The sequence below is a fragment of the Dankookia sp. P2 genome (assembly GCF_050632255.1).
Lineage (GTDB): Bacteria > Pseudomonadota > Alphaproteobacteria > Acetobacterales > Acetobacteraceae > Paracraurococcus.
In genome coordinates this window covers 1,328,451-1,355,234 of the sequence record NZ_CP192581.1, presented here as the reverse complement: position 1 = coordinate 1,355,234, position 26,784 = coordinate 1,328,451, and the positions used below count along the sequence as shown (strand labels likewise).

Genomic DNA, 26,784 nt, shown 5'->3' with positions numbered 1-26,784 from the left:
CCGCCTTCATCGCCGATTGGTGCGGCACCCGCCCGCTCGCCTGAAGGCTTGCGCCTGCCGGGGCATCCCTGACAAAGACCGGCCTTCCAGTTCGAGGAGGATGGTCATGCCCGCATCCGATGCGCGCGCGGCCCGGCCAGGATGGCGGCCGGTTGCCGTCGCTGCCGCCCTGCTGCTGCTGCCGGCCCTTGCTTCGGCGCAGGATGAGCCGAGGCCGCGGGCCGGCGCCGCGGCGCGGCCAGGCGGCGGGGCGGCCGGCACCCTGAGCTTGGCGCCGCTGCAGTCCGAACCGGGCTGATATCTGGGCCGAGGTCCGCAGCTGGGGCAAGGGCAAGACGCCCTCGGCCAGGCCCGAGCCGTCGCGGCGGAAGCCCGCCGCGACGGCCGATCGGCCGAGCGCCCGCCCGAGGCGACCGCGCCGAAGCCGCGTCGGGCGCGGCCCTGCGCCGCCGGGGCCGCCGGCTGTGGGCCGGGCCGGGCGCCAGTCGATCCCGGCTAGACCAGAAATTCCGGTCGGGTCAGGAGATTCCTGGTCTGGGCTTGGTTCAGCCGGCCACGCACGCCCCGAATGTTCCCGCCCAGGACAATCGCGGGCTGGCCCCTGCCATCCCGAATCACCCCGATTTATCACCCGGTCGCCCCGGGGCCGAAGCTCCGCAGGAAAGGCTTGACGGGCAGGGTGCGATCACGGCCCTATGTGCGAACATAATGGCAACATTGGCTTTCCGCCTGGGGTTTTTGCGCAGCGATTTTTTTGAACCCAACACCCGATATGGTGTTAGGATGGCAGTCTCGCTCCAATATCTTGTGTAGGAACCGTCCAACATGCAGTGCTCCGGTCCGGGGGATTGAGGGGGATGTGACCGTGTTCGATGCGGTACAGTTGGAAGGGGCATCACCAAGTCCAGGTGGACCGGACGCGCGACGCGCTGCTGACCGACTTCGGCAAGGCGACCGCTGGACGACCGCTACCTGCTGCCAGGTGAGGGCTACCAGGACCTGTTCGCCCGCGTCGCCAGCGCCTTCGGCGACGATGCCGCGCATGCGCAGCGGATCTACGACTACATCAGCAAGCTCTGGTTCATGCCGGCGACGCCCGTGCTGTCGAATGGCGGCACCACGCGCGGCCTGCCGATCTCCTGCTTCCTGAACGAGGCCTCGGACAGCCTCGACGGCATCGTCGGCCTGTGGAACGAGAATGTCTGGCTGGCCGCCAAGGGCGGCGGCATCGGCAGCTACTGGGGCAACCTGCGCGGCATCGGCGAGAAGGTCGGCCGCAACGGCAAGACCTCGGGCGTCGTGCCCTTCATCCAGGTGATGGATTCGCTGACCCTGGCGATCTCCCAGGGCTCGCTGCGGCGCGGCTCGGCCGCCTGCTACCTGCCGGTCTCCCACCCCGAGATCGAGGAGTTCATCGAGATCCGCCGGCCGACCGGCGGCGACCCGAATCGCAAGGCGCTGAACCTGCACCACGGCGTGCTGCTGCCGGACGCCTTCATGCGCGCGGTCGAGGCCGACGAGGACTGGGCGCTGACCAGCCCGAAGGACGGCGCGCTGGTGAAGAAGATCCCGGCCCGCGCGCTCTGGATCCGCATCCTCACGGCGCGGATCGAGACCGGCGAGCCCTACCTGATTTTCTCCGACCAGGTGAACCGGGCGATGCCGGCGCACCACAAGCTGGCCGGGCTCGAGGTCAAGACCTCCAATCTCTGCTCCGAGATCACCCTGCCGACCGGCCGCGACCAGCATGGCCGCGACCGCACCGCGGTGTGCTGCCTGTCTTCGCTGAACCTCGAGACCTGGTTCGAGTGGAAGGACAACCCGCGCTTCATCCCCGACGTGATGCGCTTCCTCGACAACGTGCTGCAGGAGTTCATCGACACCGCGCCGGACTCGATGGCGAAGGCGAAGTACTCCGCCATGCGCGAGCGCTCGGTGGGCCTCGGCGTCATGGGCTTCCACAGCTTCCTGCAGGGGCTGAACGTGCCCTTTGAGAGCGTGGTGGCGAAGGTCTGGAACAAGCGGATGTTCAAGCACATCCGCGAGCAGGCCGACATCGCCAGCCGCATCCTGGCGGAGGAGCGCGGGCCCTGCCCGGATGCCGCGGAATACGGCTTCATGGAGCGCTTCTCGAACAAGATGGCGATCGCGCCGACCGCCAGCATCTCCATCATCTGCGGCGGCGCCTCGCCTGGGATCGAGCCGATCGCCGCCAATGTCTACAACCACAAGACGCTGTCCGGCAGCTACATCGTCCGCAACCCTTACCTGAAGAAGGTGCTGGCGAAGCACGGGCGCGACGATGCCGAGACCTGGACCACCATCACGGTCAACAAGGGCAGCGTGCAGCACCTGGACTTCCTCACCGAGCAGGAGCGCGCGACCTTCCGCACCGCCTTCAAGCTCGACCAGCGCTGGGTGGTGGAGCATGCCGCCGACCGTACGCCCTATATCTGCCAGAGCCAGTCGGTGAACCTCTTCCTGCCGGCCAATGTCCACAAGCGCGACCTGCACCAGATCCATGTCATGGCCTGGAAGCGCGGCGTGAAGTCGCTGTACTACTGCCGCTCGCTGTCGATCCAGCGCGCCGACACGATCAGCGAAAAGGTGGTCGGGCAGGGCGACGTGATGGCGGCGCATGTGCCGCAGCCGCGGCCGATGGCGATCATGGCCAAGGCCGGCGAGAGCACGGATTACGAGGAATGCCTCGCCTGCCAGTAGGCAGGCCCATTCCGACGGGTTCCGCTTGATCCAGGGCTGTCCCCCGCATGGACAGTCCCCGTCCCGACCCTACATCCCCCAAGCACAACGAATGACGGGCATCATGGCCGACGGCAATTTCCTCCCGACCAGCATCCGGTCCGCTTCGACCTGCTGACCGCCAACCCGGTCTACAAGCCCTTCCGCTATCCCTGGGCCTATGACGCCTGGCTGATGCAGCAGCGCATCCACTGGCTGCCGGAGGAGGTGCCGCTCGCCGATGACGTCAAGGACTGGCAGAAGAACCTGACGCCGACCGAGAAGAACCTGCTGACGCAGATCTTCCGCTTCTTCACCCAGGCGGATGTCGAGGTGAACAACTGCTACATGAAGCACTACTCCCAGGTCTTCAAGCCGACGGAAGTGCTCATGATGATGTCGGCCTTCTCGAACACCGAGACGATCCACATCGCGGCCTATTCCCACCTGCTCGACACGGTGGGAATGCCGGAAGTCGAATACACCGCCTTCCTCAAATACAAGGAGATGAAGGACAAGTTCGACTACATGCAGGCCTTCTCGGTCGCCGACAAGACCGAGATCGCGAAGACGCTGGCGGCCTTCGGCGCCTTCACTGAGGGGCTGCAGCTCTTCGCCTCCTTCGCCATCCTGATGAACTTCCCCCGCTTCAACAAGATGAAGGGGATGGGGCAGATCGTCTCCTGGTCGGTGCGCGACGAGACGCTGCACTGCCTGTCCATCATCCGGCTGTTCCGCACCTTCGTGCAGGAGAACCCGGAGATCTGGACCGAGCAGCTGCAGCGCGAGCTCACCGAGATCTGCGCCACCATCGTCGAGCACGAGGATGCCTTCATCGACCTGGCCTTCGAGCTGGGAGGGGTCGAGGGCCTCGATGCCGAGCAGACCAAGCGCTACATCCGCTTCATCGCCGACCGCCGGCTGCAGCAGCTCGGCCTCGAGCCGCATTACAACATCGAGAAGAACCCGCTGCCCTGGCTGGACGAGATGCTGAACGCGGTGGAGCACACCAATTTCTTCGAGAACCGCTCGACCGAGTATTCCCGGGCGAGCACCGAAGGCAGCTGGGAGGATGTCTGGGCCTCCAGCATCGGCCAGGACTGGTCGGCGGCGCCGGCGGCGGCGCGAATAGCCCGCCATCCTTGGGGCAGGGACGGGCCTGCCCCGCTCAAGACCCCGCCGCGAAGAAACATTAAAAATCCGTTATGCGTGCCGGGGCCATGCGTGCTGGCCCGGGCCCCTTCCCGCCGCCACACGACGGGCCATGCTCAGGATCATCCGTCTCCTCGCCCTTCTTCTGGTCGCGCTGCTCGGCGGCGTCTGGGCCTATGCCTGGGTGACCCGCGCCCCGGGCGAGGGGCTTGGCGAAGCCTTCGCCGTCCGGCTGGGCCAGGTCTTCGGCGGCCAGATGCCGGTGCCCGGTGCCGGCGGGGTGCAGCTGCCGCAGGGGCTGGCGCTTGGGGGGCCCTTCAGCCTGGTGAACCAGGACGGTCAGCCGGTGACGGAGCGCGACTATGCCGGCCGCTGGATGCTGGTGTATTTCGGCTACAGCTTCTGCCCCGATGTCTGCCCGACCAGAGCTCGGCACCATGGCCGCGGCGCTCGACGCGCTGGGCAGCACGGGTGAGGCGGTCACGCCGGTCTTCATCACCGTCGACCCGCAGCGGGACACGCCGGCGGCGCTGGCCGATTATGTCAGCCGCTTCCATCCGCGCCTGCAGGGGCTGACCGGCACGCCCGAGCAGATCGCCGAGGTGGCGCGGCGCTACCGCGTCTATTATGCGCGCACGCAGCGGCCGGACATGACGGACTACCTGATGGACCATTCCAGCTTCATCTACCTGGTCGGCCCGGATGGCCGGGTCCGCTCGCTCTACCGCCCGGACCTGCGGCCGGAGGAGATCGCCGCGGCGGTTGCCGCCCAGATCAATGGTCGCCCAGGCTAGCCGGCGACCGTGCCGGAGGAAAGCCTGCCGGAATGAAGCGCTGGTCCGACCACACCTCGACCGATATTGCGGCGACGCAGCCATCGGAATATCGGTTTGGTCGGCCCCGGTTGCGCGCCTGTGGGTTTGATATGTTTTTTATGCCATAACCTGGAGGCCCGGCGCCGACCGGCCGGATCTGGAGATGAGTATGATGGTGGACGAGGCCTCGGACCTGGAAGGCGCCCGCGATGCCGCACGCGGCGCGGCGCCGCGGCATAGCCGCCGCCTGTCCGACAAGATCCTGATCGCCTTTCACCATGCCTGCGACCAAGCGGATTACGAGGTCGCCGAGCAGCTGCTCCGGATCCTCGAGATGATGCTGACGCGCCGCCCCGTCTCGCCGGACACCAACCGTCGCCGCAACATGGAAAGCCTGGTCGCGGCGCATGAGCGGCTTTGGTACCTGCGTCACCCCGAAACCCAGGAAAGCTGAGCCGCTTCAGCCCGGCAGCGCCGCGCCGTCCCGCAGGATCGCCTCCGCCGCCGCGCTGAAGCCGGCGGCGTCGTGCAGCACCAGCCCGGGATCGACTCGCGCCGGCCCGCGCCCGCCCCGCCGGGTCTGCAGCAGCACCCGCTTGGCCGGCAACCCGGCGCGCGGCCAGAAGGGCAGCAGCCGGGTCCCGCCGCAGCCCGCGGCCGCGAGCGCCGCCATGGCCGCATCCAGTCGCGCCGCCGGCAGGATCAGGCTCAGGCTGCCGCGCCGGGCCAGCGGCGCCGCCAGGAAGCGGGCCCAGTCCGCCAGGCTCGCCTCCTCATGCGTCGCCGCGCGCCGAATCGCCTCGGGCGGCGCTGTGCCGCCCGGCCAGAAGGGCGGATTGGCGAAGGCATGATCGCAGGGCGGCAGCCGGCGGGCGAGCGTCAGGTCCCGCACATCGCCCTCGATCACCTCCACTCGGCCGGCCGGCCCGTTAGCCGCGGCATTCGCCCTCGCCAGGGCAGCCAGCCCGGCGTCGCGTTCGACCGCGAGGATCGCCAGCCCAGCCACCCGGGCGGCAAGGCAGAGGAAACCGGCGCCGCTGCCGCAGCCGGCCTCCAGCACCCGCTGGCCGGGGAGGGCGGGCACGCCGGCGGCCAGCAGCACGGCATCCAGCCCGGCCCTGAGGCCGCGCAGCGCTGCCGCAGCCGCACCCGGCCGCCCAGCAGCAGGTCCTCGGTCAGCGCCGCGGCTTCGGTCATACGGTCTCCTCGCCAGCCTCGCGCAGCACCCGGCGGGCCTGGGCGAGGTCCTCCTCGGCAACCACCAGACGGCGCGGAAAGGCACCGATCCCGCCTTCCAGCGCGCTGATATGCGCGTCCAACACGGTGCAGGCGATGCCGGCATCGCGCAGCAATGCCAGCAGGAAACTTACGCGCACGGGGTCCGTGCTCTCGGCGACGACACGCATTACGTGCGAAATCCTTGTTTTCCCTGCGCTTGCCGCCATCTGGGAGCGTCGTTATGGTGCCGCCCCTTAGGACTGGGTCAAGTGACGTGGACGCGGAAGTGGGTGCGATGTCGGTAGCATCGCCGATCAACAGGGCCGCGTCCGGCGGTGAGGATGCGCTGACGGCGCTCACGGCGCTGGTGCGTGCGGATCTCGAATCCTGCAATCGCCTGATCGTCGACAAGATGCAGAGCCCGGTGGCGCTGATCCCGCAGCTTGCGGCGCATATCGTCGCGGCCGGCGGCAAGCGGCTGCGGCCGCTGCTGACGCTCGCCGCGGCGCGGCTCTGCGGCTATCGCGGCAACCGGCACGTGCTGCTCGCGGCCTGCGTCGAGTTCATCCACACCGCGACGCTGCTGCATGACGACGTGGTGGACGAAAGCGCGCTGCGCCGCGGCCAGGCCAGCGCCAATGCGCTGTTCGGCAACAAGCCTTCGGTGCTGGTCGGCGATTTCCTCTTTGCCCGGGCCTTCGAGCTGATGGTGGAGGACGGCTCGCTGAAGGTGCTCGGCATCCTCTCCGCCGCGTCCTCCACGATCGCCGAGGGCGAGGTGCTGCAGCTGGTCACCCAGAACGACACCACGACGACCGAGGCGCAGTACCTCCAGGTGATCGAGGGCAAGACCGCCGCCCTTTTCGCCGCCGCCACCCGCATCGGCGCCGTGGTCGCCGACCGGCCGCTGGCGGAGGAGGAGGCGCTCGACACCTATGGCCGTACCCTCGGCACCGCCTTCCAGCTGGTGGACGACGCGCTCGACTATTCGGCGGCGCAGGAGCAGCTGGGCAAGACGGTTGGCGACGACTTCCGCGAGGGCAAGATCACCCTGCCGGTCCTGCTGGCCTTCGAACGCGGGACCGAGGCCGAGCGCGGCTTCTGGCGCCGGGTGCTGGAGGAGCGCGAGCAGGGCCCCGAAGACCTGGCCGAGGCGCAGCGGCTGATCGCCAGGCACGGCGCCCTGCACGACACGGTGGAGCGCGCGCGGCTCTATGGCGACCAGGCGCTGGCGGCGCTGCGATCCTTCCCGGATGGGCCGGAGCGCCGGGCGCTGGCCGACATCGTCGAATTCTGCATCGCCCGGGCGCGCTGACCGGCCGACCGCGGCATCTCCGCAGGGTGTGATCCCGCGACTCCGGCCGGATCGATGCCGGGCCGGCAGCGTATCATTGCGACGCCTTGGTATGCGGCATTAGCCTCACCGGCCTGACCGACTGCGGGAGGATTGCCACCATGACACGCCAGGCCTGGATGCGGCTCCGCCGGGGCGTCCTGTCGCTCGCCATCGGCTGGGCCACGATGTTCGGCGCGGCGGCGCAGACCCCGCTCGAGCGTGGCCGCTACCTGGTCGAGACCATCGCCGCCTGCGGCAATCGCCACACGCCGAAAGGCCCCAACGGGCCGCTGCCCGGCAAGGCGCTGGCCGGCAATTGGGTGGTGGAGGATGTCCCGCCCTTCCGCGCCGTGGCCCCCAACATCACCCCGGACCGCACCACCGGCATCGGCGGCTGGACCGATGTGCAGATCGCCCGGGCGATCCGCGAGGGCATCCGCCCCGATGGCTCGGTGATCGGCCCGCCCATGCCGATCGGCCTCTATCGCGGCCTGGCGGATGACGACCTGGCGGCGATGGTCGCCTATCTCCGCAGCGTCCCGGCAGTCGCGCAGGTCGCGGAGAAATCCACCTACCGCATCCCGCTGCCGACGGCCTACGGCCCGCCGGTCGGACAGGTCGCGGCGCCGTCGCGGAGCGATGCCGTGGCCTATGGCGCCTATTTGGCCGGGCCAGTCGCGCATTGCATCGAATGCCACACGCCGATGTTTGAAGGCGGCCGGCGCGACACGACGAAGGTCGGCGCCGGCGGGCAGGCCTTCGCGGGACCCTGGGGCAGCGCGGTCGCGGCCAACATCACCTCCAGCCGCACCAGCGGGCTCGGCGCCTGGACCGATGCGGAGATCGAGCGGGCGATCCGCACCGGCGTCTCCCGCGACGGCCGCCGGCTGCATCCGCCGATGGCCTTCGCCCAGTATCGCGACATCTCGGCCGCGGACATGATGGCGCTGATCGCCTATCTCCGCAGCCTGCCGCCGGTGGAGCGCTAACCCGGATCGCAGGCGGGGAGGGCGGCGACGGCGGCGAGCGCCATCAGCTCGGCGCCGACCCACCATTCCTGCCAGGCGCCGAAGCTCAGCATCGCCGTCACGCTGGCCGCGGCCAACACCGCGGTCGCCACTGCCGGGCGGGGCGACCGCGCCGCGGCCCCGCCCAGCAGCAGCGCCAGCGCCGCACCCAGCAGCGCGCCCGGCAGGCCGAGTTCCAGCCAGAGCTGCAGTGCGCCGTTGTGCGGATGCAGCGGCAGAAGCATCGCCGACGGCAGCCACAGCGCCGCCCCGGGGCCGGTGAGATGGAAGCGCCGGAGCGCCTCGGCGGTCGGGGAATCGCGATGGCCCGGGATTTCCCGGCTTGCCTCCATCCCCCAGCCGGCCAGCGGCCTTTCGGTGATCCGGTCGGTGACGAAATCCCAGATCAGCAGCCGGTGCGCCGCCGAGGGAGATCCCATCGGCCGGCACGCCGCGCGCCAGCACCGGCCCCAGCACCGCCGGCATGGCCAGGATGGCGAGGCCGAGACCGGCGCCAAGCAGCCGCGGCGTCCAGCGCGGCGCCAAAAGCGCCGCCCCGCCGGCCAGGCCGCCGGCCACGACCGCCAGCTTCGCCGCCTCGCCCGGCAACAGCACCAGCACCACCGCGCCTGCCGCTAGGATCGCGCCCCGCAGCCAGCGGGGCAGGCCGGCCGCGGCCACCACCGGCAGCCAGAGTCCCATGGCCGAGGCAGCGGGCTTGAGGCCGAAGGCGAGCGTGACCGGCACTTCCTTCAACCCGCGCACCGCGGCGCGGACGGCATGGCCAGTCATGGCATCGATCGCCGCCAGCGCCAGGCCGGCGACCAGCCCGGCGGTCGCGGCCAGCAGCAGCCGGCGCCGTGCGGGCGCGTCCTCGGCGGCCATCACCCGGGCGGCGCCGGCGCCGAGCGCCACGAAGCCGCCGATCTGCAGCGCGGTGCCGAGCGCCCGCAGCGGCTCCGGCGCCCAGAGCGCGGTGACCGCGGCCCAGCCGAACAGCGCCAGCGCCACCCAGGCGGCGGCGCCCTGCGGCCAGGGCCAGGCGTCGTGCCGCCGGCGATGCGCGACGACTGTCAGCAGTAGGGCGATGGTGGCGATCGGTGCGATCGCCTTGGACTGCAGCACGCCGGCGACCGGCGCGACGGCCAGCGCGACCGCGAGCGGCAGGCTCGGCGCGGCAAGGGAGGCAGGAAGTTTCATGGCGCCGCGTCGGGTTCCGGGAAGGGTATGCCGCCCCGGCGCGCCACGCCCAGGCTCGGCCCGGGCAGTCCGCTGGCATCTCGAGGAGGGGCGGGATGGCCGAGGCAGACCCGGCCAGTACGAGGGGTGGTTGCGGACGGGCCGGCGGCGATCCCGCAGGACCGCCGCCGCGTCGCGTCAGACCGCCGCGATGCTCTCGCGGCGCAGCTCGACGGCCAGCTCGTCGAGCGCCCGGCCGACCCGGTCGAGCATCTCGTCGATCTCGGCCTCGGAGATGATCAGCGGCGGGGAGAAGCCCATGCTGTCGTTCATCATCGCCCGCATGATCACGCCGTGCTTCTCGGACAGCTTGGTCAGCCGCGGCCCGACCTTCTTCGCCGGGTCGAAGTTCTTCGCGCGGGCCTTGTCCTCGACCAGCTCGATCGCCGCGACCAGGCCGACGCCGCGGACCTCGCCGACCAGCGGGTGCTCCGCGAAGCGCTCGCGCAGCGCCGCCTGCATGTAGGGCCCGACCTTCCGGACATGGCCCAGCATGTCCATCTCGTCGTAGATCTTCAGCGTCTCGATGGCGACTGCGGCCGGCACCGGATGGCCGGAATAGGTGAAGCCATGGCCCCAGGTGCCGACGGTGGACGATCCCTCGGCGATACCGTGGAACACCCGCTCGTTCACCATGACCGCCGAGATCGGCAGGTAGGCGGCGCTCAGCGCCTTGGCGCAGACCAGGATGTCCGGCTGGATGTTGAAGGTCTGGCTGCCCCAGTAATTGCCGGTGCGGAAGAAGCCGGCGATCACCTCGTCGACGCACATCAGAACGTCGTATTTCTTGAGCACCGCCTGGATCTTCTCGAAGTAGCCAGCGGGCGGGATGATGACGCCACCGGCGCCCATGAAGGGCTCGGCATAGAAGGCGGCCACCGTCTCCGGCCCCTCCTTCAGGATCACCTCCTCCAACTCGGCGGCCAGGCGGGTCGCGAAGTCCTCCTCCGACTCGCCCGGCAACGCGTTGTGGTAGTGGTGCGGCGTGCCGACATGGATGAAGCCCGGCAGCGGCAGGTCGAACAGCTTGTGGTTCGCCGGCAGCCCGGTCATCGAGGCCGCGGCGAGCGTGATGCCGTGATAGCCCTTCAGCCGGCTGATGATCTTCTTCTTCTCCGGCTTGCCGATGGCGTTGTGCATGTACCAGAGGATCTTGATGACGCTGTCATTCGCCTCGGACCCGCTATTGGCGAAGAACACCTTGCTCATCGGCACCGGCGCGCGCTCTATCAGCATCTCCGCCAGGTCCACCATCGGCTCGTGCGACTTGCCGGTGAAGGAATGGTAGAAGGGGAGTTTCCGCATCTGGTCGGTGGCGGCCTGCACCAGGCGCTCGTTGTCGAAGCCGAGGCTCGCGCACCAGAGGCCGGCGACGCTCTCGATGTAGTCCTTGCCCTGGTCGTCATAGACCCGCACGCCCTTGCCGCGGTTGATCACCAGCGGCCCGGTGACCAGGTGCGCCTTGTGGTCGGTGTAGGGATGCAGCGCATAGGCGACGTCGCGGGCGGCGGTGGGATTGCGGGGCGGGGTCATCGGTGGGACCTTCTCTGCGGGATGCGGCAGTCTAGGCCCGGAATGCGCGGCGACCCAAGACCGCTTGCCGCACGCCCTTGTTGGGGCCGGGCGGATGGACGCTGGCCCTCGGTGGGTGCCAAGGTCCGCCCCGCCGGAAGAGGGATGCGTGGATGCGACGGACAGGGCCCGGGGGATCGGTGGTCGGGCGGATGCCGCGCGTGATCGGGCGCCGCGCGCTGTTGGCGGCGCCGGCCCTGGTTCCCGCCGCCGCCCTGCTTCCCCACGGAGCCCTGGCCCAGGCCCGCCGCCACGACCTCGAGCCCCTTGCCCTGCCGGTGAAGCAGGACGACACGGTGGCGCGCGGCTACCGGCGGGACGTGCTGGTCCGCTGGGGTGACCGCGTCACCTTCGACGCCCCTGCCTGGAATCCACGCCGCCCGGACCCGGAGGGCGCCGCCGCCCATTCGGCTGGGATGCCAGGGTCGCCGCCATCGCGGTGCCGACCCAGCAGGCGGCCGACGGCATCCCCCGCGCCGTGCTGGCGGTGCTGCACCCGACGGTGGACCCGGCCTTCGCCTTTCCCGGCGGGCGCGACCAGCCGGCCGCGGCGGCGGCAATGCAGGGCGCCTCCCTGCTCAACCTGGAAAAGCGCGGCCGCGGCTGGGTGGTGGTGGATGGCGGCTTCCAGAGCCGGCGCCTGGGCGGCGGCACGCTGTGCCGAGCCGGGGGGCCGGCGGGGGGCGGCAGCGTCCGTGGCCTGCTGGGCCTGGCCGGCGGCTGCGTCACGCCCTGGGGCACGCTGCTGCTGGCCGAAGGCGACCCTGGCCCCTGGCTCGCCCGCCTGGGCAATCTCGACCCACGCTTCGCCAACGCCGCCGGCTTCGGCTGGGTGGTCGAGCTCGATCCCTTCGACCCGCAATCGGTGCCGGTGAAGCGCACCGCGTTGGGCCGCTTCGCGCATGGCGACGTGGCGGCGACGTTGTCCCGCGACGGGCGCGCGGTGGTCTACATGACCGATCGCCGGGTCGGCGGCTTCCTGTTCCGCTTCGTCTCGGCCGGTCCGGCCACTGGCGAGGACGTGCTGGATGCCGGCGCCCTGTCGGTGGCCCGGCTGGATGGCGACCGCTTCACCTGGCTGCCGCTGCCGGCCGGGGTGCCGGACCCGGTGGCGGCGGCGGCGCAGGCCGGCGGCAGCCCGCTGGACACGCCGTCCGGCCTCGGGCTCGACCCGACCGGGCCGCGGCTGCTGCTGGCCTGCCATGGCAGCCCCGCCCGCCCGGCCGGGCATGTGATCAAGCTGACGGCGGCCGGCGGCGACGACGGCGCGGCGACCGCCGGGGCGGTGCTGCTCTTCGCCGCCGGCGACCCGCGCAGCGCCGAGGCGCGCTACGGCCGCGCCGGCCTGCCGCCCGGCAGCGCCTGGCCGGAGAATCCGGACACCGTCACGGTGGATGCGCGCGGCCGTGCCTGGATCGGCACCGATCGCGGCGGCAGGGTGGGGCCGCAGGCCGAGGGGCTGTTCGCCTGCGACCTCGACGGGCCGGGACGCGGGGTGCCGCTGCCGATCTATGGCGCACCGCGGGCGGCCTCGGTCGGCGGCGCGGCGCTGACCCCGGATGGCGAGGTGCTGTTCAGCGCCGTCCGCCATCCCGGCGCGGAGCCGGGCGGCAATTTCGACCGGCCGGCGACCCGCTGGCCGGGATCCAGGCCGGCGTGCCGCCCCGCTCGACCCTGATCGGGCTGGTGCGGAACGGCGGCGGTCCGGTGGGCGGTCCCGGGGGCAGGTAACCCGCCTGCCGTCCGGCGTCCTCAGTGCGGCGCCATCACCGCGCGGACCGCATCCGCCAGGGCGGCGCAGGCGCGGCGGGTGTCGTGCTTCGCCATCTCCTCCCGTGCCTGGGCGATGCGGTTCAGCGCGGTCTGCAGCGCCGGTGACGTGTCGCCATGGCTGACCGCCAGGCGGATTCGCGTCTCGGCCAGGGCCAGGTTGATGCCGGCGGCGCGCTCATGGTCGTCGCGGATGTCGTGGTCGGCGCCGAGCAGCAGGTCGAGCACCTGCTTCGCCTCGGGCGAGGCATTGGCCAGCGGCAGCAGGTGCGGTGCCGGCGGGTCCTTCGCATGGTCCGGCCCGGTCTTCATGCGAGGGACAAGCGCAAAGGAGAAGAGGTCGAGATAGGGGTGCTGCGCTGCGGCTGTCGGCATCGATCACTCCTTGCTCCCACCGCGGATGTGCGTGCGGCCGGGCGGCGGGGCCGCGGCGATGCTAGCGCCGTTCCGGGCCTGGCCCGCATCACGCGCGCGTGTGCGGCGGACGGGGCCTCAGCGCAGCGCGAAGCGGACCGGCACGGTCAGTTCGATCGAGTCGCCGGCAAGCTCCGCCGGGGCGGCGGGCAGCGGCGAGGCGCGCTCGATCATCGCCAGCACTGCGGCATCCAGCGTCGCATCGCCGGCGCTGCGGGCCAGCCGGTAGCCGAGCACGGTGCCGTCGCGCCGCATCCGGAAGTGCAGCATGGCGACTCCTGGGCGCCGCGGTACCGGGCGTCCTGCGGGTAGGTCTTGTGCCGTTCCAGCGCGGCGAAGAGCCGGGCGACGTAGCTGGCCGGCGGCGCCGCGGCGGGGGCCTGCACGACCGGCGCCGCGGCGGCCAGCGCGGCAGGGGTGCGGCTGCGGCGGGTTGCGGCGGCGCGGCGGCCGGCCGCGGCGGGGCCGGGCGGTGCCGTTGTGGTGCCGGTGGCCGTGGCAGGGGCGGCGGCATCGGCAACTCGGCCAGGGCGGGTTCGGCGATCTCCGGCGCGGGCGGCTCCGGCTCGTCCGGGGCCGGCGTCGCCTCGGCAACCGGCGGCTGGTGTTCGGGCGGGGCCTCGGCCACCGGCGGCGGCTCGGCGGGCGCCGGCACGGCTTCCGGCAGCCGCGTCGGCTCGGGCGGCGCAGGCTCCGGCAGGGCGGCGGCCGGCTCCGGTGCCGGCATCTCCAGCAGCATCACCGGCATGGGCTCGGGCGCCGGCGCCGGCATGCCGAACAGCAGCACGAGGCCGGCCGCCGCATGCAGCCCGGCCGAGCCGGCCCAGGCCAGGCCGCGGCCGATGTGCCGCGGCGCCGGACCGCTGGCCAGGAGCATCGGGTGGGGGATCGCCTGGGCCATGGCTCAGGGCACCGCCACAGGCTGCGAGACCAGCGCGACCCGCTGGATCCCGGCCCGCTGGACCAGCGCCATGACCCGCAGCACCTCGCCATACTCGATGCCCCGATCGGCGCGCAGATGCAGCGCGCGGTCGGGCGATGCCGCGTGCAGCGCGACCAGCCGCGGCTCCAGCGCCGGTTCGGCGATTGGCTCCTGGCCGAGGAAGAGCTCTCCCCGCGCGTCAGGCCGAGCTCGAGCGGCGGCTCGGGCGGGGTGAGCCGCGCCGCGGCGGCGCGCGGCAGGTCGACCTGGATGCCTGCGGTCAGCATCGGCGCCGTCACCATGAAGATCACCAACAGCACCAGCATGACGTCGACCAGCGGCGTGACGTTGATCTCGGCGACCGGGCGGGCCTCGTCGGCGTCCTCGCCGCCGGAGAGGTGCATCGCCATGCCGGCTACTCCGCCGCCGCGAGTCGCGCCGGGCGGCGCGACATCCGCAGGGCCAGCGCACCGGCCGCCGCCAGCGCTTCCTGCCGGATGCGGTGCAGACGGGTGGTGCAGCGGTTGTAGGCGATGGTCGCGGGGATGGCGGCGACCAGGCCGATGGCGGTGGCGAAGAGCGCCTCGGCGATGCCGGGTGCGACCGTCGCCAGGCTGGTGTCCTGCCGCGCGGCGATGCCGGCGAAGCTGTGCATGATGCCCCAGACCGTGCCGAACAGCCCGACGAAGGGGCTGACCGAGCCGATCGTCGCCAGCAGCGGCAGGCCGGGCTCCGCCTCGCGCAGGGTCGCGGCAATGGCGGCGCGCATGGCGTGTTCCAGCCGGCCGCGGAACTCGCCGGCGGTCTCGGCGGCATCGCGGCCTTCGCGCCATTCGGCCTGGCCGGCGCGGAGCGTCGCGGCGGCGAGGCCCCGGCCGGCCAGTGGCTCGCCGGTCGCCGCGGCCTCGGGCGGCCCGGCCGCGAGCAGCCGCGCCTCCGCGCCAAGCCGCGCAAGGTCCGCGCCTTCTCGAGGATGATCGCCCAACAGGCGAGCGAGGCGACCAGCAGCAGCGCCATCACACCCTGCACGACCGGGTCGGCCTGCAGCACCAGGGTCACGGGGGAGAGGTCGGGGACGGCGGGGGTCATGCGGGTTTCCCGGGAATGAAGGCGGGCCGGCGAGCGCGTCGGCGATTGCGGCGGCGGAGCAGCCAGGCGGCAAGGCCGGTGCCGAACAGCAGCGGCATGGCGAGGCCGGACAGGAAAACCAGGACGCGGCCCGGCAGGCCGAGCGCGGCGCCGCCATGCAGCCAGCGCTGCAGCGCCAGCGCGTCCTCGGCGCCGCCACGGGTGCGCGGGCCGCGCTCGTCCATCACCGCGCCGGAGGCGGGATCGAGCGTCGAGACTGCTGCGGACGCGGAGCTCGGCATCCGAGCCCTCCGGCCGCAGGGTGACGGTCCAGGGCTGGCGCGGGCGGGCGGGCGGCATCAGGCCGGTGACCACCTGGCCCGGCAGGTGCCGCAGTGCCGCCGCGACGATCGCATCGGCGTCGGGCGCCGCCGCATCGCGCGCGGTGGCCGGGGCGGCCTCGCGGGGCGGGGCGTCGCGTTGCGGTGGCGGGACGATGCCGAGCAGGGGGCGGAACCAGCCGGGGAAGACGATGGCGACGCCCGAAGCGGCGACCACGGCCAGCATGACCGCGATCCAGATGCCGGCAAGGCGGTGCAGGTCGAGGTTGAGCAGCAGCGCCGGCCGCCGGCGCAGCGTCACCAGCGCCCGGCCGAGGCCGCCGCCGCGCCGGCCACCACAGCCAGATGCCGGAGAGGCAGAAGCCGAGGGTCAGCACGCCGAGCCAGCCCACCGCCTGCCGCCCGCCGAAATCGCGCAGCAGCAGGGTGTCGTGCAACTCCCGCGTCACTGCGATGAAGCCGGCGCGGGCATCGCGCTCGCCGAGCAGCGCGCCGGTCGCGGGGTCTAAGGTGGCGGTCAGGGCGCCGCGCGCGCCGCGGGGCGGGGCGACGACCCAGACCGGCCAGACCGCATCCGGCGGGCGGATGCTGCCGACCTGGTGCCCGCCGGCTTCCGCCAGCCGCTGGATCGCGGCGTAGGAGAGCGCCGGGTCGGGCGGGCCGCTCGGGCGAAACAGCGCGGGGTGCAGCGCCGCGTCGATCTCCCGCTGCCAAGACAGGATGCTGCCGGTGGCGCCGAGCAGGGCAAGGACCAGCCCGAGGGCCAGCCCCACCCAGCGATGCGCGAGCAGGAGCGCGCGGCGCGGGGTCATCGCGGCAACCTGTCGGTTCGGCCCGGCCGAGGCCGAGGGGAGGGGCGGCTTGGCATGCGACCGGCATAGAGCGAATGCGAGTTAGTCGCAAATACGCTTTCGTGTAGCGGGTCGGGACCTGACGCCGGGGTGAACCGCAGCTTACGCGCAGTTAGGCCCTTGCCAGGGCGGATCGCCTGGGCTCTACGCTATGCAAATGCGAATGAGTCGCATTTACTTTGATCCAGCAGGACGACCAGCATGCCAGGACAGCAGCCAGGACCGATCGAACGCGCCAGCGCCGGGCACCGCTGGTCCGCCATGCCGCCGCTGCTGGCCATTGCCCTGGCGATTCCTGCCGGCGCTCTGGCGCAGACCCCGCCGGCGGACGGCGCCGCCATCGCCCTGCCGGAGATCGGCGTGAACGCCGCGCCTGCCGTCACCTCCGGCTATGCCACCCAGCGCACCACCTCGGCCACCAAGACCGACACGCCGCTGCGCGACGTGCCGCAGAGCGTCACCGTCATCACCCAGCAGGCCATCCGCGACATCTCCGCACAGAGATCTCGGCGATGTGCTGCGCTACGTCCCCGGCGCCGGCTACGCGCAGGGAGAGGGCAACCGCGACACCCCGGTCCTGCGCGGCCAGTCCACCACCTCCGACCTGTTCGTCGACGGATTGCGCGACGACGTGCAGTACTACCGCGACCTCTACAACATCGACCGGGTGGAGGTGCTGCTCGGCCCGAATGCGATGATCTTCGGCCGCGGCGGCACCGGCGGCGTCATCAACCGCGTGACCAAGCAGGCGGATTGGGAGCAGCGGCGGGAGGTGCGGCTGCAGGCGGGATCCTTCGGCCAGTGGCGCGGCAGCTTCGATCTCGGCCAGGCGATCAACGAGAACGCCGCCTTCCGCGTGCTCGGGATGTACGAGGAGAGCGACAGCTACCGCGACGGCGTCAACCTCAAGCGCTATGGCATCAACCCGACCTTCGCCTACCGCATCGGCGACCAGACCATCATCCGCGCCTCCTACGAGTATTTCCGCGACGAGCGCGTGGCGGATCGCGGCATCCCGTCCTTCAACGGCCGCCCGCTCGAGACCGGTCGCGCCACCTTCTTCGGCGATCCGGGCCGCAGCCCGGTGAATGCGCAGGTCAATGCGCTGAACCTCGGCGTCGAGCACCGCTTCGACAACGGCGTGCTGCTGCGCAACAACTTCCGCTTCGCCGATTACGACAAGTTCTACCAGAACGTCTTCCCCGGCGCGGTCTCCGCCAATGGCAGCACGGTGGCGATCAACGCCTACAACAACGCGACCCACCGTACCAACCTGATCAACCAGACCGACTTCGTCTTCGACGTGACGACCGGCCCCTTCCGGCACAAGCTGCTGGCCGGCGTCAAGCTGGCGCGGCAGGAGACTGAGAATTTTCGCAATACCGGCTACTTCACCTCGGTCGGCGCGAATGCCACCAGCTTCACGACCTCGCTCGGCGCGACGCGGATCAACGTGCCAGTCAGCTTCCGCCAGAGCGCGACGGATGCCAACAACAGCGGCGTCGCCACCACCGCCGCGGTCTATGTGCAGGACCAGATGCAGCTGCTGCCGAATGTGCAGTTGATCGGCGGGCTGCGCTTCGACCACTTCAATACCGACTTCACCAACAACCGCACCGGGCAGGGCTTCGACGTCACCGACAACAAGCTCTCGCCGCGCATCGGCCTGGTCTGGCAGGCCTTCGAGCCGGTCTCCTTCTATGCCAGCTTCAGCAACACCTACCTGCCGCGGGCGGGCGAGCAGCTCGCCTCGCTCACCCTGGCGAACCAGTCGTTGAAGCCGGAGCAGTTCACCAACTACGAGATCGGCGCCAAGTGGGATGTGCGGCCGGACTTCGCGGTGACCGCAGCGCTGTACAACCTCGACCGCACCAATGTCGCGGTGACCGACCCGAACGACATCACCCGGTCCATCCTGGTGGACGGCACCCGCACCCAGGGCTTCGAGCTCGGCGGGCGCGGCCGCGTCACCGACAAATGGAGCGTGCTGGGCGGCTGGGCGATCCAGAATTCGGAGATCACCAGCGACCAGTCGGCGACCATCCGCAAGGGCAACAACGTGCCTTTCGTCTCGCACAACACCGTCTCGCTCTGGAACCGCTACGACTTCCTGCCGCAGTTCGGCGCCGGGCTCGGCGTGGTGCACCAGTCCGGCTACTACGCCGCGACCGACAATGCGGTGCGGATCCCGGCCTTTACCCGCTTCGACGCGGCGCTGTTCTGGAACCTGACGGAGCGCGTCGCGCTGCAGGCGAATTTCGAGAACCTGTTCGGCGTGAAGTACTACCCCGTAGCCAACAGCAACAACAACATTACGCCGGGCGCGCCGTTTGCCGCGCGGTTCGCGCTGACGACGCGGTTTTGACGGGAAGGTCGGGGAGGGAAACAGGTGTTCCCTCCCCGAACCCCACCCTTCCCTTTTGGAAGGCGGCTGCCGCCACGCGGCGAGTGCCAGCCTCGGAAAAATAGATGAGGGGTCCGGGGAGAATACCTTCTCCCCGGCCTTCTACTTCACCCGCCACTCCTCCACCCAGAGCGAGGTCGGGTTCAGGTGCCCGGTCGGCCGCACATTCTCCAGCCATTGCGGCCAGACATGCGCATCCGCCCGGAACCACAGGGGAAGCGCCGGCAGGTCCGCCGCGTAGATCGCCTGCAGCCGGGACCACAGGACGCGGCGCTTGTCGCGGTCCAGCTCCTGCGGAATCGCTTCCAGCAGCGCGTCCATCTCCGGGTTGCGGTAGCCCGGATAGTTCTGGCCGGACCAGTTGCGCGCCTCGGTCGGGATCTCCTCGGAATGCAGGTTGCTGCGCGGCACGCTCTCCGGCGCGCTGATCCAGGCGAAGAGCGCGGCGCCCTGGGACTTCCGCTTCGACAGCGTCTCGGCGAAGAAGACCCGCGGCGGCTCGTTCCTGATCCGCGCCTCCACGCCCGCCTGGCGCCACATGCCCTGCAGGACCTGCTGCACCGCCTCGCGCGCCCGGTTGCCGGCGGTGGTCATCAGCTCGATCTGCAGGCGCTCGCCGGCGGCGTTGCGGCGGATGCCGTCGGGGCCGCGGGCCCAGCCAGCCTGCTCCAGCAGCGCCGCGGCGCGGGCCGGATCGAAGTTCCACTGCGGGACGGCCGGGTCGTGCATCGGGTCGAGCGGGTTGACGCTGCCATGCGCGACGGTCTGCCGGCCCTCGAACAGCCGGGCGACGATCTGCGCCCGGTCGATGGCGAGAAGCAGCGCCTGCCGCACCCGGACATCGGCAAGGATCGGGTTGTCGAGCCGCAGGTCGAGATGCTCGTAGATCAGCCCCGGCTTGTATTCGACCTTGAAGCGCCCGGCGGTGCGGCGCTCGAGCGCCGCCGCCTGCTCGACCGGCAGGCCGAGCTCGCCGGCGATCATGTCGACCTGCCCGGCCAGCAGCTGCGCTTCCAGCGCCGCGGTATTCTCCACCGTGCGGACCTGGATGCGGCGGAAGGCGGGGACGGTGCCCTGCCAGGCCGGGTTGCGCTCCAGCGTCACCCCGGCGCCGGGCTGCACCGCGGTGACGCGGTAGGGGCCGGACCAGAGCACGGGGTTCGCCGTCTCGGTGTCGTAGGCGGTGCGCTGGCGATAGGTGCGCGGCTCCTGCGTCCAGCGCGCCCGCTCGACATGCGCCGGCAGCGGCTGGAAGTCGCCGAGCGAGGCGAAGTCGAAGGTCACCTTGTCGAAGCGCAGCGTGATCGTGCGCGCATCCTCGACGATGAGCTCGTAGGCAGAGCGGTAGAACTCCGCCGGGCCGAAGCCGGTCTCGGGATTCCGCCCGGCCTCCCAGGCGAAGCGCAGGTCCTCGGCCGAGACCGGCGTGCCGTCGCCCAGCGCGCATCGGCGCGCAGCCTGTAGGTGACGCGGAGGCCGGGCTTGCCCTCCGGCGTCGTCTCCCGCGCCGCCAGGCCGTTCTCCAGCGTCGGCAGCGTCTCGCAGGGAAAGGCAGGTCAGCTGCCAGTCGACGCCATAGGCGGTAACGGGGCGGCGGGCGAAGCCGAGCACGTAGGACTTCGCCGCCATAGCGTCGATATTGGGGTGGAAGGTGCTGGGGAACTGGGTGATGCCGATGGCCAGCGTGTCGCGCTGGCCCGGCTCCTGGGCAACGGCGGGCGACCCCAGCAGGGCGAGGGCGGCGAGGGTCGGAAGGAAGCGGGCAGCCATCGAGAAGCTCCGTGCCGGGAGCCGGGGATGGTGACCCCGCGTCACCCCCGGCGCCAGGGCTGCCGGCTATTCCTTCTCCGCCCCGTCGCGGATGGCCCGGGCTTCCTCGACCGAGCCGATGCCGCCATGCGCCTTCGACCAGGCCACCGGGTCCTCGAGGAATTTCCGCACTTCCTTCAGCGCGCTCTCGGCGAAGTAGGGGCGCTCGCGGCAGACCTCCAGCACGTCCCACCAGGTGCAGAGGTGGTGCAGGTTCAGCCCCATCCCCTTCATCTGCTCGAAGCTGCCGGGGAAGACGCCGTAGTAGAAGACGACGAAGGTGTGGTCGCAGGTGGCGCCGGCGTCGCGCAGCGCCCTGGGCGAAGCGGATCTTCGACCCGCCATCCGTGGTCAGGTCCTCGACCAGCAGCGTGTTCTTGCCCTCGGGCACGTCGCCCTCGATCTGCGCACCGCGGCCGAAGCCCTTCGGCTTCTTGCGCACATAGGCCATCGGCGTCGCCATGCGGTCGGCGATCCAGGCGGCGAAGGGAATGCCAGCCGTCTCCCCGCCTGCCACCACGTCGATGGTCTCGTAGCCGACATGCCGGCCGATCTTCTCGAAGCCGAGGTCGCAGATCTTGTTACGGGCGCGTGGGAAGTAGATGATTTTGCGGCAGTCGATATAAACCGGGCTCTTCCAGCCGCTCGTGAAGGTGTAGGGCTCCTCCGGGCGGAAATTCACCGCCTTGATCTCCAGCAGGATTCGCGCGGTCGTCAGCGCGGCGTCCCGGTCCCAGTCGGAAGCGTGTTGCATGGCCATGGCGCATATCCCTGCCGGCGTCGTGTCGCCGTCTCGTAACCCCCGCGGGGTGCGGCGTCCATGACGGAGCAAGCGGCCGTATGGGCCCTAGCGGATCCGCGCGCCGGCACCGCGGCGCAGGCGCTGGGCATCGCCGAACGCCTGGGCCTGCCCTTCCGCACCGTCCCGCTTGCCTGGGGCGGCATGGCCGCGCTGCCCTGGCCCTGGCCGAGCCTCGGCGGTCTGACCCCCGCCGCGCGGGCCGCATTCCGGCCGCCCTGGCCGCGACTGGTGGTCTCGGCCGGGCGGCGCGCGGCGCCGGTGGCCCGCTGGCTCGGCCGCCGCAGGGCGAGGCTGGTGCATTGCATGCGGCCGGGCTTCGGCGCGGCGGAGTTCGACCTGCTGGTGCTCGGCCGGCATGACCGGCCGAAGGATGCCGCGAACATCCTCCCCATCCTCGGCGCCTGCCACCGGATGAGCCAGGCCCGGCTGGATGCGGCGCGGCAGGACTGGGCCGCTCTGGCCGAACTGCCATCGCCGCAGATCGCCCTGCTGGTCGGCGGGCCGGTGCGGGCCGAGGGCATGGACCCGGCCAGGGCCGCCGCGCTGGGTGCCGAGGTTGCGGGCTTCGCCGGCAGCCTGCTGGCCACCGCCAGCCGACGGACCGGGGCCGCTGCAACCGACGCGCTGGCCGCGTCGCTCACCGGCGTGCCGCATCGGCTGCACCGCTGGGGCGATGCCGGGCCGAACCCCTATGCCGGCTTCCTCGCCTGGGCCGATGCGGTGGTGGTCACCGGCGACAGCGTCTCGATGCTGTCCGAGGCGCTGGCGACCTCGGTGCCGGTCTTCATCGCCGACCCGGGCGGGCTCGGCCCGCGGCACCTGCGGCTGCATGGCGGGCTGATCGCCGCCGGCCAGGCGAAGATGCTGGCGGCGGCGCCGGCGCCCTTCGACCGGCCGCGGCTGGACGAGGCGTCGCGCGTGGCCGCGGAGATCCGTGCCCGCGGCTGGCTGTGATCGGGGCAGGGGTTACCGAAGCGCCGGCCGCGACGAAATGACCGGCATGATGCAGGCCATCCTCCGCACCGCCTTCCCGCTGCCCGCCGGCCGGGCCCGTCCCTTCACCTGGCCCTGGCAGGACCGCGCCGGGCGGTTCTCCACGCTGCGCGCCGTGGTCTTCGCTCTTCTCCTGGCTCCGGCCGCCTGGGTCGCGGCGGAAGCCGCGATCGGGAGCCTGGGGCCGGAGCCCTGGAAGGCGGCGCTGAAGGAAATCGGCCTCTGGGCCATCCGGCTGTTGCTGGTGACGCTGGCGGTGACGCCGCTTGGCAAGATCCTGGCCGAGCCACGCATCCTGGCGCTGCGCCGGCTGCTGGGGTTGACCACGCTGGCCTATGCCGCGCTGCACCTGGTGCTCTATGCGGGCCACGAGAATTTCGGCCTCTGGAAGGTCGCTTCCGAGATCGTGCTGCGGGTCTACCTGACCCTTGGCTTCGTCGCCCTGCTGGGGCTCGCGGCGCTGGGCTGGACCTCGACCGATGGCTGGATCCGGGCGCTCGGGCCGCGCTGGAAGCGGCTGCACAGCCTGGCCTTCCCGGTCGCCGCGCTCGGCGTGCTGCACTTCTACATGCAGTCGAAGACGGTGGTGTGGGAGGCGGTCATCGCCGCCGGCTTCCTGGCCTGGCTGCTGGCCTGGCGCGCGCTGCCGGCCGGCTGGCGCGGCCGCCTGCCGGTGCTGCTGGCCCTGGCGCCCTTCACTGCCCTGGCGGCGGCGCTGATCGAATATGCCTGGTTCGCGCTGACCACGAGCCTGCCGGCGGAACGCATCCTGCTGGCCAACCTCGATGTCAGCTTCGGCCTGCGCCCGGCGGTCTGGGCCGGGGTGGCGGCGCTGGCCGTGCCGCTGCTGGCCGGCGCCTGGCGGCTGCGTCAGAAGTAGCGGCGGAGGTTGGCCCGGATACGGTCCAGCACCGGCGTGCCGGGGTCGGGCAGCGGGAAGGGCGTGCCGGTGATGGTCTCGAAGGCCTCGATGTAGATCCGCGCGGCCTCGAGGTTCACCTCGCGGGGGATTTCCGGGACCGCGTCCTTGTAGGGGTCGCAGCGGGCGACGACCCAGGAGCGGACGGAATCCTTGTCGAAGCTCTGCGGCGCTTGGCCGGCCTCGAAGCGCTCCGGATAGCTGCCGGCGAACCAGTAGCGACTGGAATCCGGCGTGTGGATCTCGTCGGCCAGGACGATCCTGCCGTCGGCGTCGAAGCCGAACTCGTACTTGGTGTCGACCAGGATCAGGCCGCGCGCCGCCGCCATCTCCCGACCCCGGGCAAACAGCTTGAGGGCGAGGCCGCTCACTTCGTCCCATTGTGCCTGGGTGAGCAGCTTGCCCTCCACGATCTGCGCCGGGGTCATCTCCTCGTCATGGCCGGCATCGAAGGCCTTGCTGGTCGGCGTGAGGATGGTCTGCGGCAGCTTCTGGTTCGGCCGCATCCCGTCCGGGAAGTGGTGGCCATACATCTCCCGCCGGCCCGCCTTGTACATGGTCAGGATGGCGGTCGAGGTGGTGCCGGCCAGGTAGTCCCGCACCACCACCTCGACCGGCATGATCTCGAGCCGCTTGCAGACCAGCACGTTGGGGTCGGGGTATTCGATGACGTGGTTGGAGCAGAGATCGGCGGTCTGTTCGAACCAGTAGCGGGCGAGTTGGGTCAGCACCTGGCCCTTCAGCGGCACGGCCGTCAGGATGCGGTCGAAGGCGCTGAGCCGGTCGGTCGCCACGATCACCCGTCTGCCATCCGGCAGGTCGTAATTTTCCCGTACCTTGCCACGGTAGTGGTTCGGCAATCCGGGATGGCGGCGTCCCGCAGGACGAAATCGGCGTAGGGGGCAAGGTCGGCGGCGGAGGGGGGCATGGCGGGTCCCGGTCGGGCAGGGGCGAGGCGGGGGCATAGCACAACCGGGGCAGGGCGCACCTTTCCCGCGGGGGCTTGCCGGGGGGCGATGCGGCCTTCAGGTTGCGCGCCCTGATCGGAGGAACCGCCCATGGCGCGCAAGTACCGCATCGCCGTCATCCCTGGCGACGGGATCGGCAAGGAGACGACGCCCGAGGGGCTGCGCGTGCTGGACGCCGCGGCCCGCCGCTTCGGCTTCGAGCTCGAGCTCACCCATTACGACTGGTCCTGCGAGACCTATGCGCAGACCGGCAAGATGATGCCGGATGACGGGCTCGATCGCTTGAAGGACAGCGACAGCGTCTTCCTCGGCGCGGTGGGCTGGCCCGGCGTGCCGGACCATGTCTCGCTCTGGGGCCTGCTGATCCCGATCCGCCGCGGCTTCGACCAGTACGTCAACCTGCGCCCCTGCAAGCTGCTGCCCGGCTCCCGCACCCCGCTGGCCGACCGCCGCCCGGAGGACATCGACTTCTACGTCGTGCGGGAGAACACCGAGGGCGAGTACTCATCGGTCGGCGGCCGGATGTTCCCAGGCACCGAGCGCGAATTCGTCTCCCAGCAGAGCATCCTCACCCGCATCGGCACCGACCGGGTGATGAAGTATGCCTTCGAGCTGGCGATGACCCGCAAACGCAAGAAGCTGACCAGCGCGACGAAGTCGAACGGCATCACCTTCACCATGCCCTATTGGGACGAGCGCTTCGCCGAGATGGCCAAGCGCTACCCGGAGGTGACGACCGACCAGTTCCATATCGACATCCTCTGCGCCCATTTCGTCCAGCATCCGGATTGGTTCGACGTGGTGGTCGGATCCAACCTGTTCGGCGACATCCTCTCCGACCTTGGCCCGGCGGTGGCAGGGTCGATCGGCATCGCCGCCTCGGCCAACATCAACCCGGAGAAGGCCTTCCCGAGCATGTTCGAGCCGGTGCACGGCTCGGCCCCCGACATCGCCGGCAAATGGATCGCCAACCCGATCGGCCAGATCTGGTCCGGCGCCATGATGCTGGAGCATCTGGGGGAGAAGGCGGCGGCGGATGCAATTGTCGACACGATCGAGTCGATGCTGCGCGACGGCGGCCCGCGGACGCGCGACATGGGCGGCCAGGCCGGCACGGTCGATGTCGGCAAGGCGCTGGCCGAGGCGATCGCCCGCGCCTGACGCCGGCATGCGACACGGAACCGGGCGGCCTGCGCGCCGTCCGGTGATCCCGCGGCCCTTGAACCGGATCGAGGGTGTCGCTAGAGTTGACTGAGGTTGCGAGTGGATTCTCAACTGGCTCGCAGCCGGAGGGTACAGGAATGGGTCAGGCTACCATCCCCGTCAGCACCATCGTCCGCCGCTGCGAGCGCGCGGTGGTGACGGCGTACCGCGAATTGCGGGTGACGGGGAACGACGACCCCTCCGCCTTCCGCGCCTGCACCACGCTGTACCGCGTCCACCACCCGGAGGCCTCGGTACAGGAGGCCCGGCGCCTGGTGGCCGAATGGATCGACCATCATGTCGTCCGTGGCGATCCCGGCCCGACCGCGGGCTGCGAGTGCGACTGACCTGACGCCGATGGCCGGAGCGCGCCGAGACCGTAACTTGGCCTCGACGGCCTTCCGCCGAACCCTGCGGCGATCCTGAACGGGCGTCCCCAGGACCTGCATCGCCGGCGCGACGCAGCCAGGGCCGGGATGGTCCCGGTCGGTCGAGCCCTTTCGCGCTAATCGAGGGCCCAGGCGATCGAGGCGCGCGCCAGCGCATCGATGGTGTCGATGACCGGAAAGGGCAGGGTCGGCCCGGCGGCGATGCCGAGCGGGATCTCGGTGCAGCCCAGCACCACCGCCTGGGCGCCGCGCGCCGCCAGCCCCTGCGCTACCTCGGCCAGCGGCGGGTAGGCTTCCGCCACCCGGTTGGCCTTGACCAGGTCGATCGCCGGCGTGACCAGGCGTTGCATTGCGTCCCCGTCCGGCACCAGGCAGTCCCAGCCCGCGCCTTCCAGCCTGTCCTGGTAGAGCCGCATCGCCAGGGTCGCCGCGGTGCCCATCAGCCCGATCCGTCCGGGCGCCACATCTTGCCGGGCCAGGTCGGCGGCGGCCGCATCGACGATGTGCAGGATCGGCAGCGGGGTGGCGTCCCGCATCGGCTCGAACCAGCCATGCGCGGTATTGCAGGGGATGGCGATGGCGCCGCAGCCGGCGGCCTGCAGCCCACGGATCCCGCGCAGCAGGGCCGGCAGCGGGTCCGCCCCGCCTTGCAGCTTCGCCGCGGTGCGCGGCGGCACCCGCGGGTCGGACCAGAGCACCGCGGGGATATGTGCCTGGTCCTCCGCCGCCGGGGTCAGCAGCGTCAGCCGCACCATGAAGTGCGCGCTGGCCAGCGGTCCCATCCCGCCCAGGACACCCAGTACCTTGTCGACCACCACCGTACCCCGTCGCTGCCGGGATGCAGTGTGCCCGA

General features: G+C 71.3%; 24 protein-coding genes and 4 pseudogenes. 14 read left to right on the top strand and 14 right to left on the bottom strand.

Annotated elements, in window-relative coordinates; genetic code table 11:
• The first annotated feature begins 106 nt into the window (after positions 1-106).
• The 6 genes and pseudogenes from ACQ86J_RS08125 (at position 107) to ACQ86J_RS08100 (ending at position 5,160) form a co-directional block, all read left to right on the top strand.
• Complete coding sequence (locus ACQ86J_RS08125; protein ID WP_431270726.1) at positions 107-298, top strand: hypothetical protein; 192 nt, start codon at positions 107-109, stop codon at positions 296-298.
• 567 nt (positions 299-865) lie between these two features.
• Positions 866-2,721, top strand: a pseudogene (locus ACQ86J_RS08120) (ribonucleoside-diphosphate reductase subunit alpha).
• A gap of 150 nt (positions 2,722-2,871) precedes the next feature.
• Positions 2,872-3,831, top strand: a pseudogene (locus ACQ86J_RS08115) (ribonucleotide-diphosphate reductase subunit beta); the annotation flags it as partial.
• Positions 3,832-4,003: 172 nt separating this feature from the next.
• Positions 4,004-4,366, top strand: coding sequence for an SCO family protein (locus tag ACQ86J_RS08110; protein ID WP_431270725.1), 363 nt, complete (start codon positions 4,004-4,006; stop codon positions 4,364-4,366).
• Positions 4,329-4,685: an SCO family protein gene (locus tag ACQ86J_RS08105; protein WP_431272332.1), complete on the top strand. Its 357-nt coding sequence runs from the start codon at positions 4,329-4,331 to the stop codon at positions 4,683-4,685. The genes ACQ86J_RS08110 and ACQ86J_RS08105 overlap by 38 nt, the downstream gene beginning before the upstream one ends.
• A 193-nt stretch (positions 4,686-4,878) precedes the next feature.
• Complete coding sequence (locus tag ACQ86J_RS08100) at positions 4,879-5,160, top strand: hypothetical protein (protein ID WP_431272331.1); 282 nt, start codon at positions 4,879-4,881, stop codon at positions 5,158-5,160.
• A gap of 6 nt (positions 5,161-5,166) precedes the next feature.
• Here the strand turns inward: ACQ86J_RS08100 and ACQ86J_RS08095 are convergent, their stop codons facing one another.
• Complete coding sequence (locus tag ACQ86J_RS08095; RefSeq protein WP_431270724.1) at positions 5,167-5,808, bottom strand: methyltransferase domain-containing protein; 642 nt, start codon at positions 5,806-5,808, stop codon at positions 5,167-5,169.
• 91 nt (positions 5,809-5,899) lie between these two features.
• The gene (locus ACQ86J_RS08090; RefSeq protein WP_431270723.1) at positions 5,900-6,112 is read right to left on the bottom strand and encodes a DUF2007 domain-containing protein; all 213 of its coding nucleotides are present in this window, start codon (positions 6,110-6,112) and stop codon (positions 5,900-5,902) included.
• A gap of 107 nt (positions 6,113-6,219) precedes the next feature.
• On the opposite strand from ACQ86J_RS08090, the gene ACQ86J_RS08085 reads away from it, so the two are divergent.
• Positions 6,220-7,239, top strand: a complete 1,020-nt coding sequence (locus tag ACQ86J_RS08085) for a polyprenyl synthetase family protein (protein ID WP_431270722.1) — start codon at positions 6,220-6,222, stop codon at positions 7,237-7,239.
• 140 nt (positions 7,240-7,379) lie between these two features.
• Entirely contained in the window at positions 7,380-8,249 is an 870-nt protein-coding gene (locus ACQ86J_RS08080) for a c-type cytochrome (RefSeq protein WP_431270721.1), read from the top strand.
• Here ACQ86J_RS08080 and ACQ86J_RS08075 read toward each other — a convergent pair.
• Both ACQ86J_RS08075 and ACQ86J_RS08070 read right to left on the bottom strand, forming a co-directional pair.
• Positions 8,246-8,707: a hypothetical protein gene (locus ACQ86J_RS08075; RefSeq protein ID WP_431270720.1), complete on the bottom strand. Its 462-nt coding sequence runs from the start codon at positions 8,705-8,707 to the stop codon at positions 8,246-8,248. The genes ACQ86J_RS08080 and ACQ86J_RS08075 overlap by 4 nt on opposite strands.
• A gap of 937 nt (positions 8,708-9,644) precedes the next feature.
• Positions 9,645-11,039, bottom strand: a complete 1,395-nt coding sequence (locus ACQ86J_RS08070) for an aspartate aminotransferase family protein (RefSeq protein WP_431270719.1) — start codon at positions 11,037-11,039, stop codon at positions 9,645-9,647.
• A 478-nt stretch (positions 11,040-11,517) separates the two neighbouring features.
• Between ACQ86J_RS08070 and ACQ86J_RS08065 the strand changes: the two genes are divergently transcribed.
• A complete protein-coding gene (locus tag ACQ86J_RS08065; protein WP_431270718.1) occupies positions 11,518-12,756 on the top strand; it encodes a PhoX family protein in 1,239 nt (412 codons plus the stop codon).
• Between the two features lie 74 nt (positions 12,757-12,830).
• Here the strand turns inward: ACQ86J_RS08065 and ACQ86J_RS08060 are convergent, their stop codons facing one another.
• The 6 genes and pseudogenes from ACQ86J_RS08060 to ACQ86J_RS08035 form a co-directional block, all read right to left on the bottom strand.
• Complete coding sequence (locus ACQ86J_RS08060) at positions 12,831-13,223, bottom strand: hypothetical protein (protein ID WP_431270717.1); 393 nt, start codon at positions 13,221-13,223, stop codon at positions 12,831-12,833.
• Between the two features lie 117 nt (positions 13,224-13,340).
• Positions 13,341-13,532 (bottom strand): energy transducer TonB family protein, encoded by a 192-nt coding sequence (locus ACQ86J_RS08055; RefSeq protein WP_431270716.1) that lies wholly within the window; start codon positions 13,530-13,532, stop codon positions 13,341-13,343.
• Between the two features lie 634 nt (positions 13,533-14,166).
• A pseudogene (locus ACQ86J_RS08050) lies at positions 14,167-14,510 on the bottom strand (biopolymer transporter ExbD).
• Positions 14,511-14,599: 89 nt separating this feature from the next.
• The gene (locus ACQ86J_RS08045; RefSeq protein WP_431270715.1) at positions 14,600-15,169 is read right to left on the bottom strand and encodes a MotA/TolQ/ExbB proton channel family protein; all 570 of its coding nucleotides are present in this window, start codon (positions 15,167-15,169) and stop codon (positions 14,600-14,602) included.
• Positions 15,170-15,269: 100 nt separating this feature from the next.
• Positions 15,270-15,554 (bottom strand): PepSY domain-containing protein, encoded by a 285-nt coding sequence (locus ACQ86J_RS08040; protein WP_431270714.1) that lies wholly within the window; start codon positions 15,552-15,554, stop codon positions 15,270-15,272.
• Positions 15,497-16,405 (bottom strand): PepSY domain-containing protein, encoded by a 909-nt coding sequence (locus ACQ86J_RS08035; RefSeq protein WP_431270713.1) that lies wholly within the window; start codon positions 16,403-16,405, stop codon positions 15,497-15,499. Before ACQ86J_RS08035 ends, ACQ86J_RS08040 begins: the two co-directional genes overlap by 58 nt.
• 553 nt (positions 16,406-16,958) lie before the next feature.
• On the opposite strand from ACQ86J_RS08035, the gene ACQ86J_RS08030 reads away from it, so the two are divergent.
• Positions 16,959-18,809: a TonB-dependent receptor gene (locus ACQ86J_RS08030; protein ID WP_431270712.1), complete on the top strand. Its 1,851-nt coding sequence runs from the start codon at positions 16,959-16,961 to the stop codon at positions 18,807-18,809.
• A gap of 141 nt (positions 18,810-18,950) precedes the next feature.
• On the opposite strand, the gene ACQ86J_RS08025 is transcribed toward ACQ86J_RS08030, so the two are convergent.
• Together ACQ86J_RS08025 and ACQ86J_RS08020 are read right to left on the bottom strand one after the other, a co-directional pair.
• Complete coding sequence (locus ACQ86J_RS08025) at positions 18,951-20,618, bottom strand: peptide ABC transporter substrate-binding protein (protein ID WP_431270711.1); 1,668 nt, start codon at positions 20,616-20,618, stop codon at positions 18,951-18,953.
• 66 nt (positions 20,619-20,684) lie between these two features.
• Positions 20,685-21,417 (bottom strand): annotated as a pseudogene (locus ACQ86J_RS08020) (orotate phosphoribosyltransferase).
• Positions 21,418-21,477: 60 nt separating this feature from the next.
• Between ACQ86J_RS08020 and ACQ86J_RS08015 the strand changes: the two are divergent.
• Positions 21,478-22,413 (top strand): mitochondrial fission ELM1 family protein, encoded by a 936-nt coding sequence (locus ACQ86J_RS08015; RefSeq protein WP_431270710.1) that lies wholly within the window; start codon positions 21,478-21,480, stop codon positions 22,411-22,413.
• A 46-nt stretch (positions 22,414-22,459) separates the two neighbouring features.
• The gene (locus tag ACQ86J_RS08010) at positions 22,460-23,332 is read left to right on the top strand and encodes a sulfite oxidase heme-binding subunit YedZ (RefSeq protein WP_431270709.1); all 873 of its coding nucleotides are present in this window, start codon (positions 22,460-22,462) and stop codon (positions 23,330-23,332) included.
• Here ACQ86J_RS08010 and ACQ86J_RS08005 read toward each other — a convergent pair.
• Positions 23,323-24,336, bottom strand: a complete 1,014-nt coding sequence (locus tag ACQ86J_RS08005; RefSeq protein ID WP_431270708.1) for a phosphoribosylaminoimidazolesuccinocarboxamide synthase — start codon at positions 24,334-24,336, stop codon at positions 23,323-23,325. The two genes, ACQ86J_RS08010 and ACQ86J_RS08005, sit on opposite strands and share 10 nt — an antisense overlap.
• Positions 24,337-24,429: 93 nt before the next feature.
• On the opposite strand from ACQ86J_RS08005, the gene ACQ86J_RS08000 reads away from it, so the two are divergent.
• Both ACQ86J_RS08000 and ACQ86J_RS07995 read left to right on the top strand, forming a co-directional pair.
• Positions 24,430-25,500, top strand: a complete 1,071-nt coding sequence (locus ACQ86J_RS08000; protein WP_431270707.1) for a tartrate dehydrogenase — start codon at positions 24,430-24,432, stop codon at positions 25,498-25,500.
• Positions 25,501-25,640: 140 nt separating this feature from the next.
• On the top strand, positions 25,641-25,889 hold the full coding sequence (locus tag ACQ86J_RS07995; protein WP_431270706.1) for a hypothetical protein: 249 nt from the start codon (positions 25,641-25,643) through the stop codon (positions 25,887-25,889).
• 158 nt (positions 25,890-26,047) lie between these two features.
• Here the strand turns inward: ACQ86J_RS07995 and ACQ86J_RS07990 are convergent, their stop codons facing one another.
• Entirely contained in the window at positions 26,048-26,746 is a 699-nt protein-coding gene (locus ACQ86J_RS07990) for an aspartate/glutamate racemase family protein (RefSeq protein WP_431270705.1), read from the bottom strand.
• Positions 26,747-26,784: the final 38 nt, after the last annotated feature.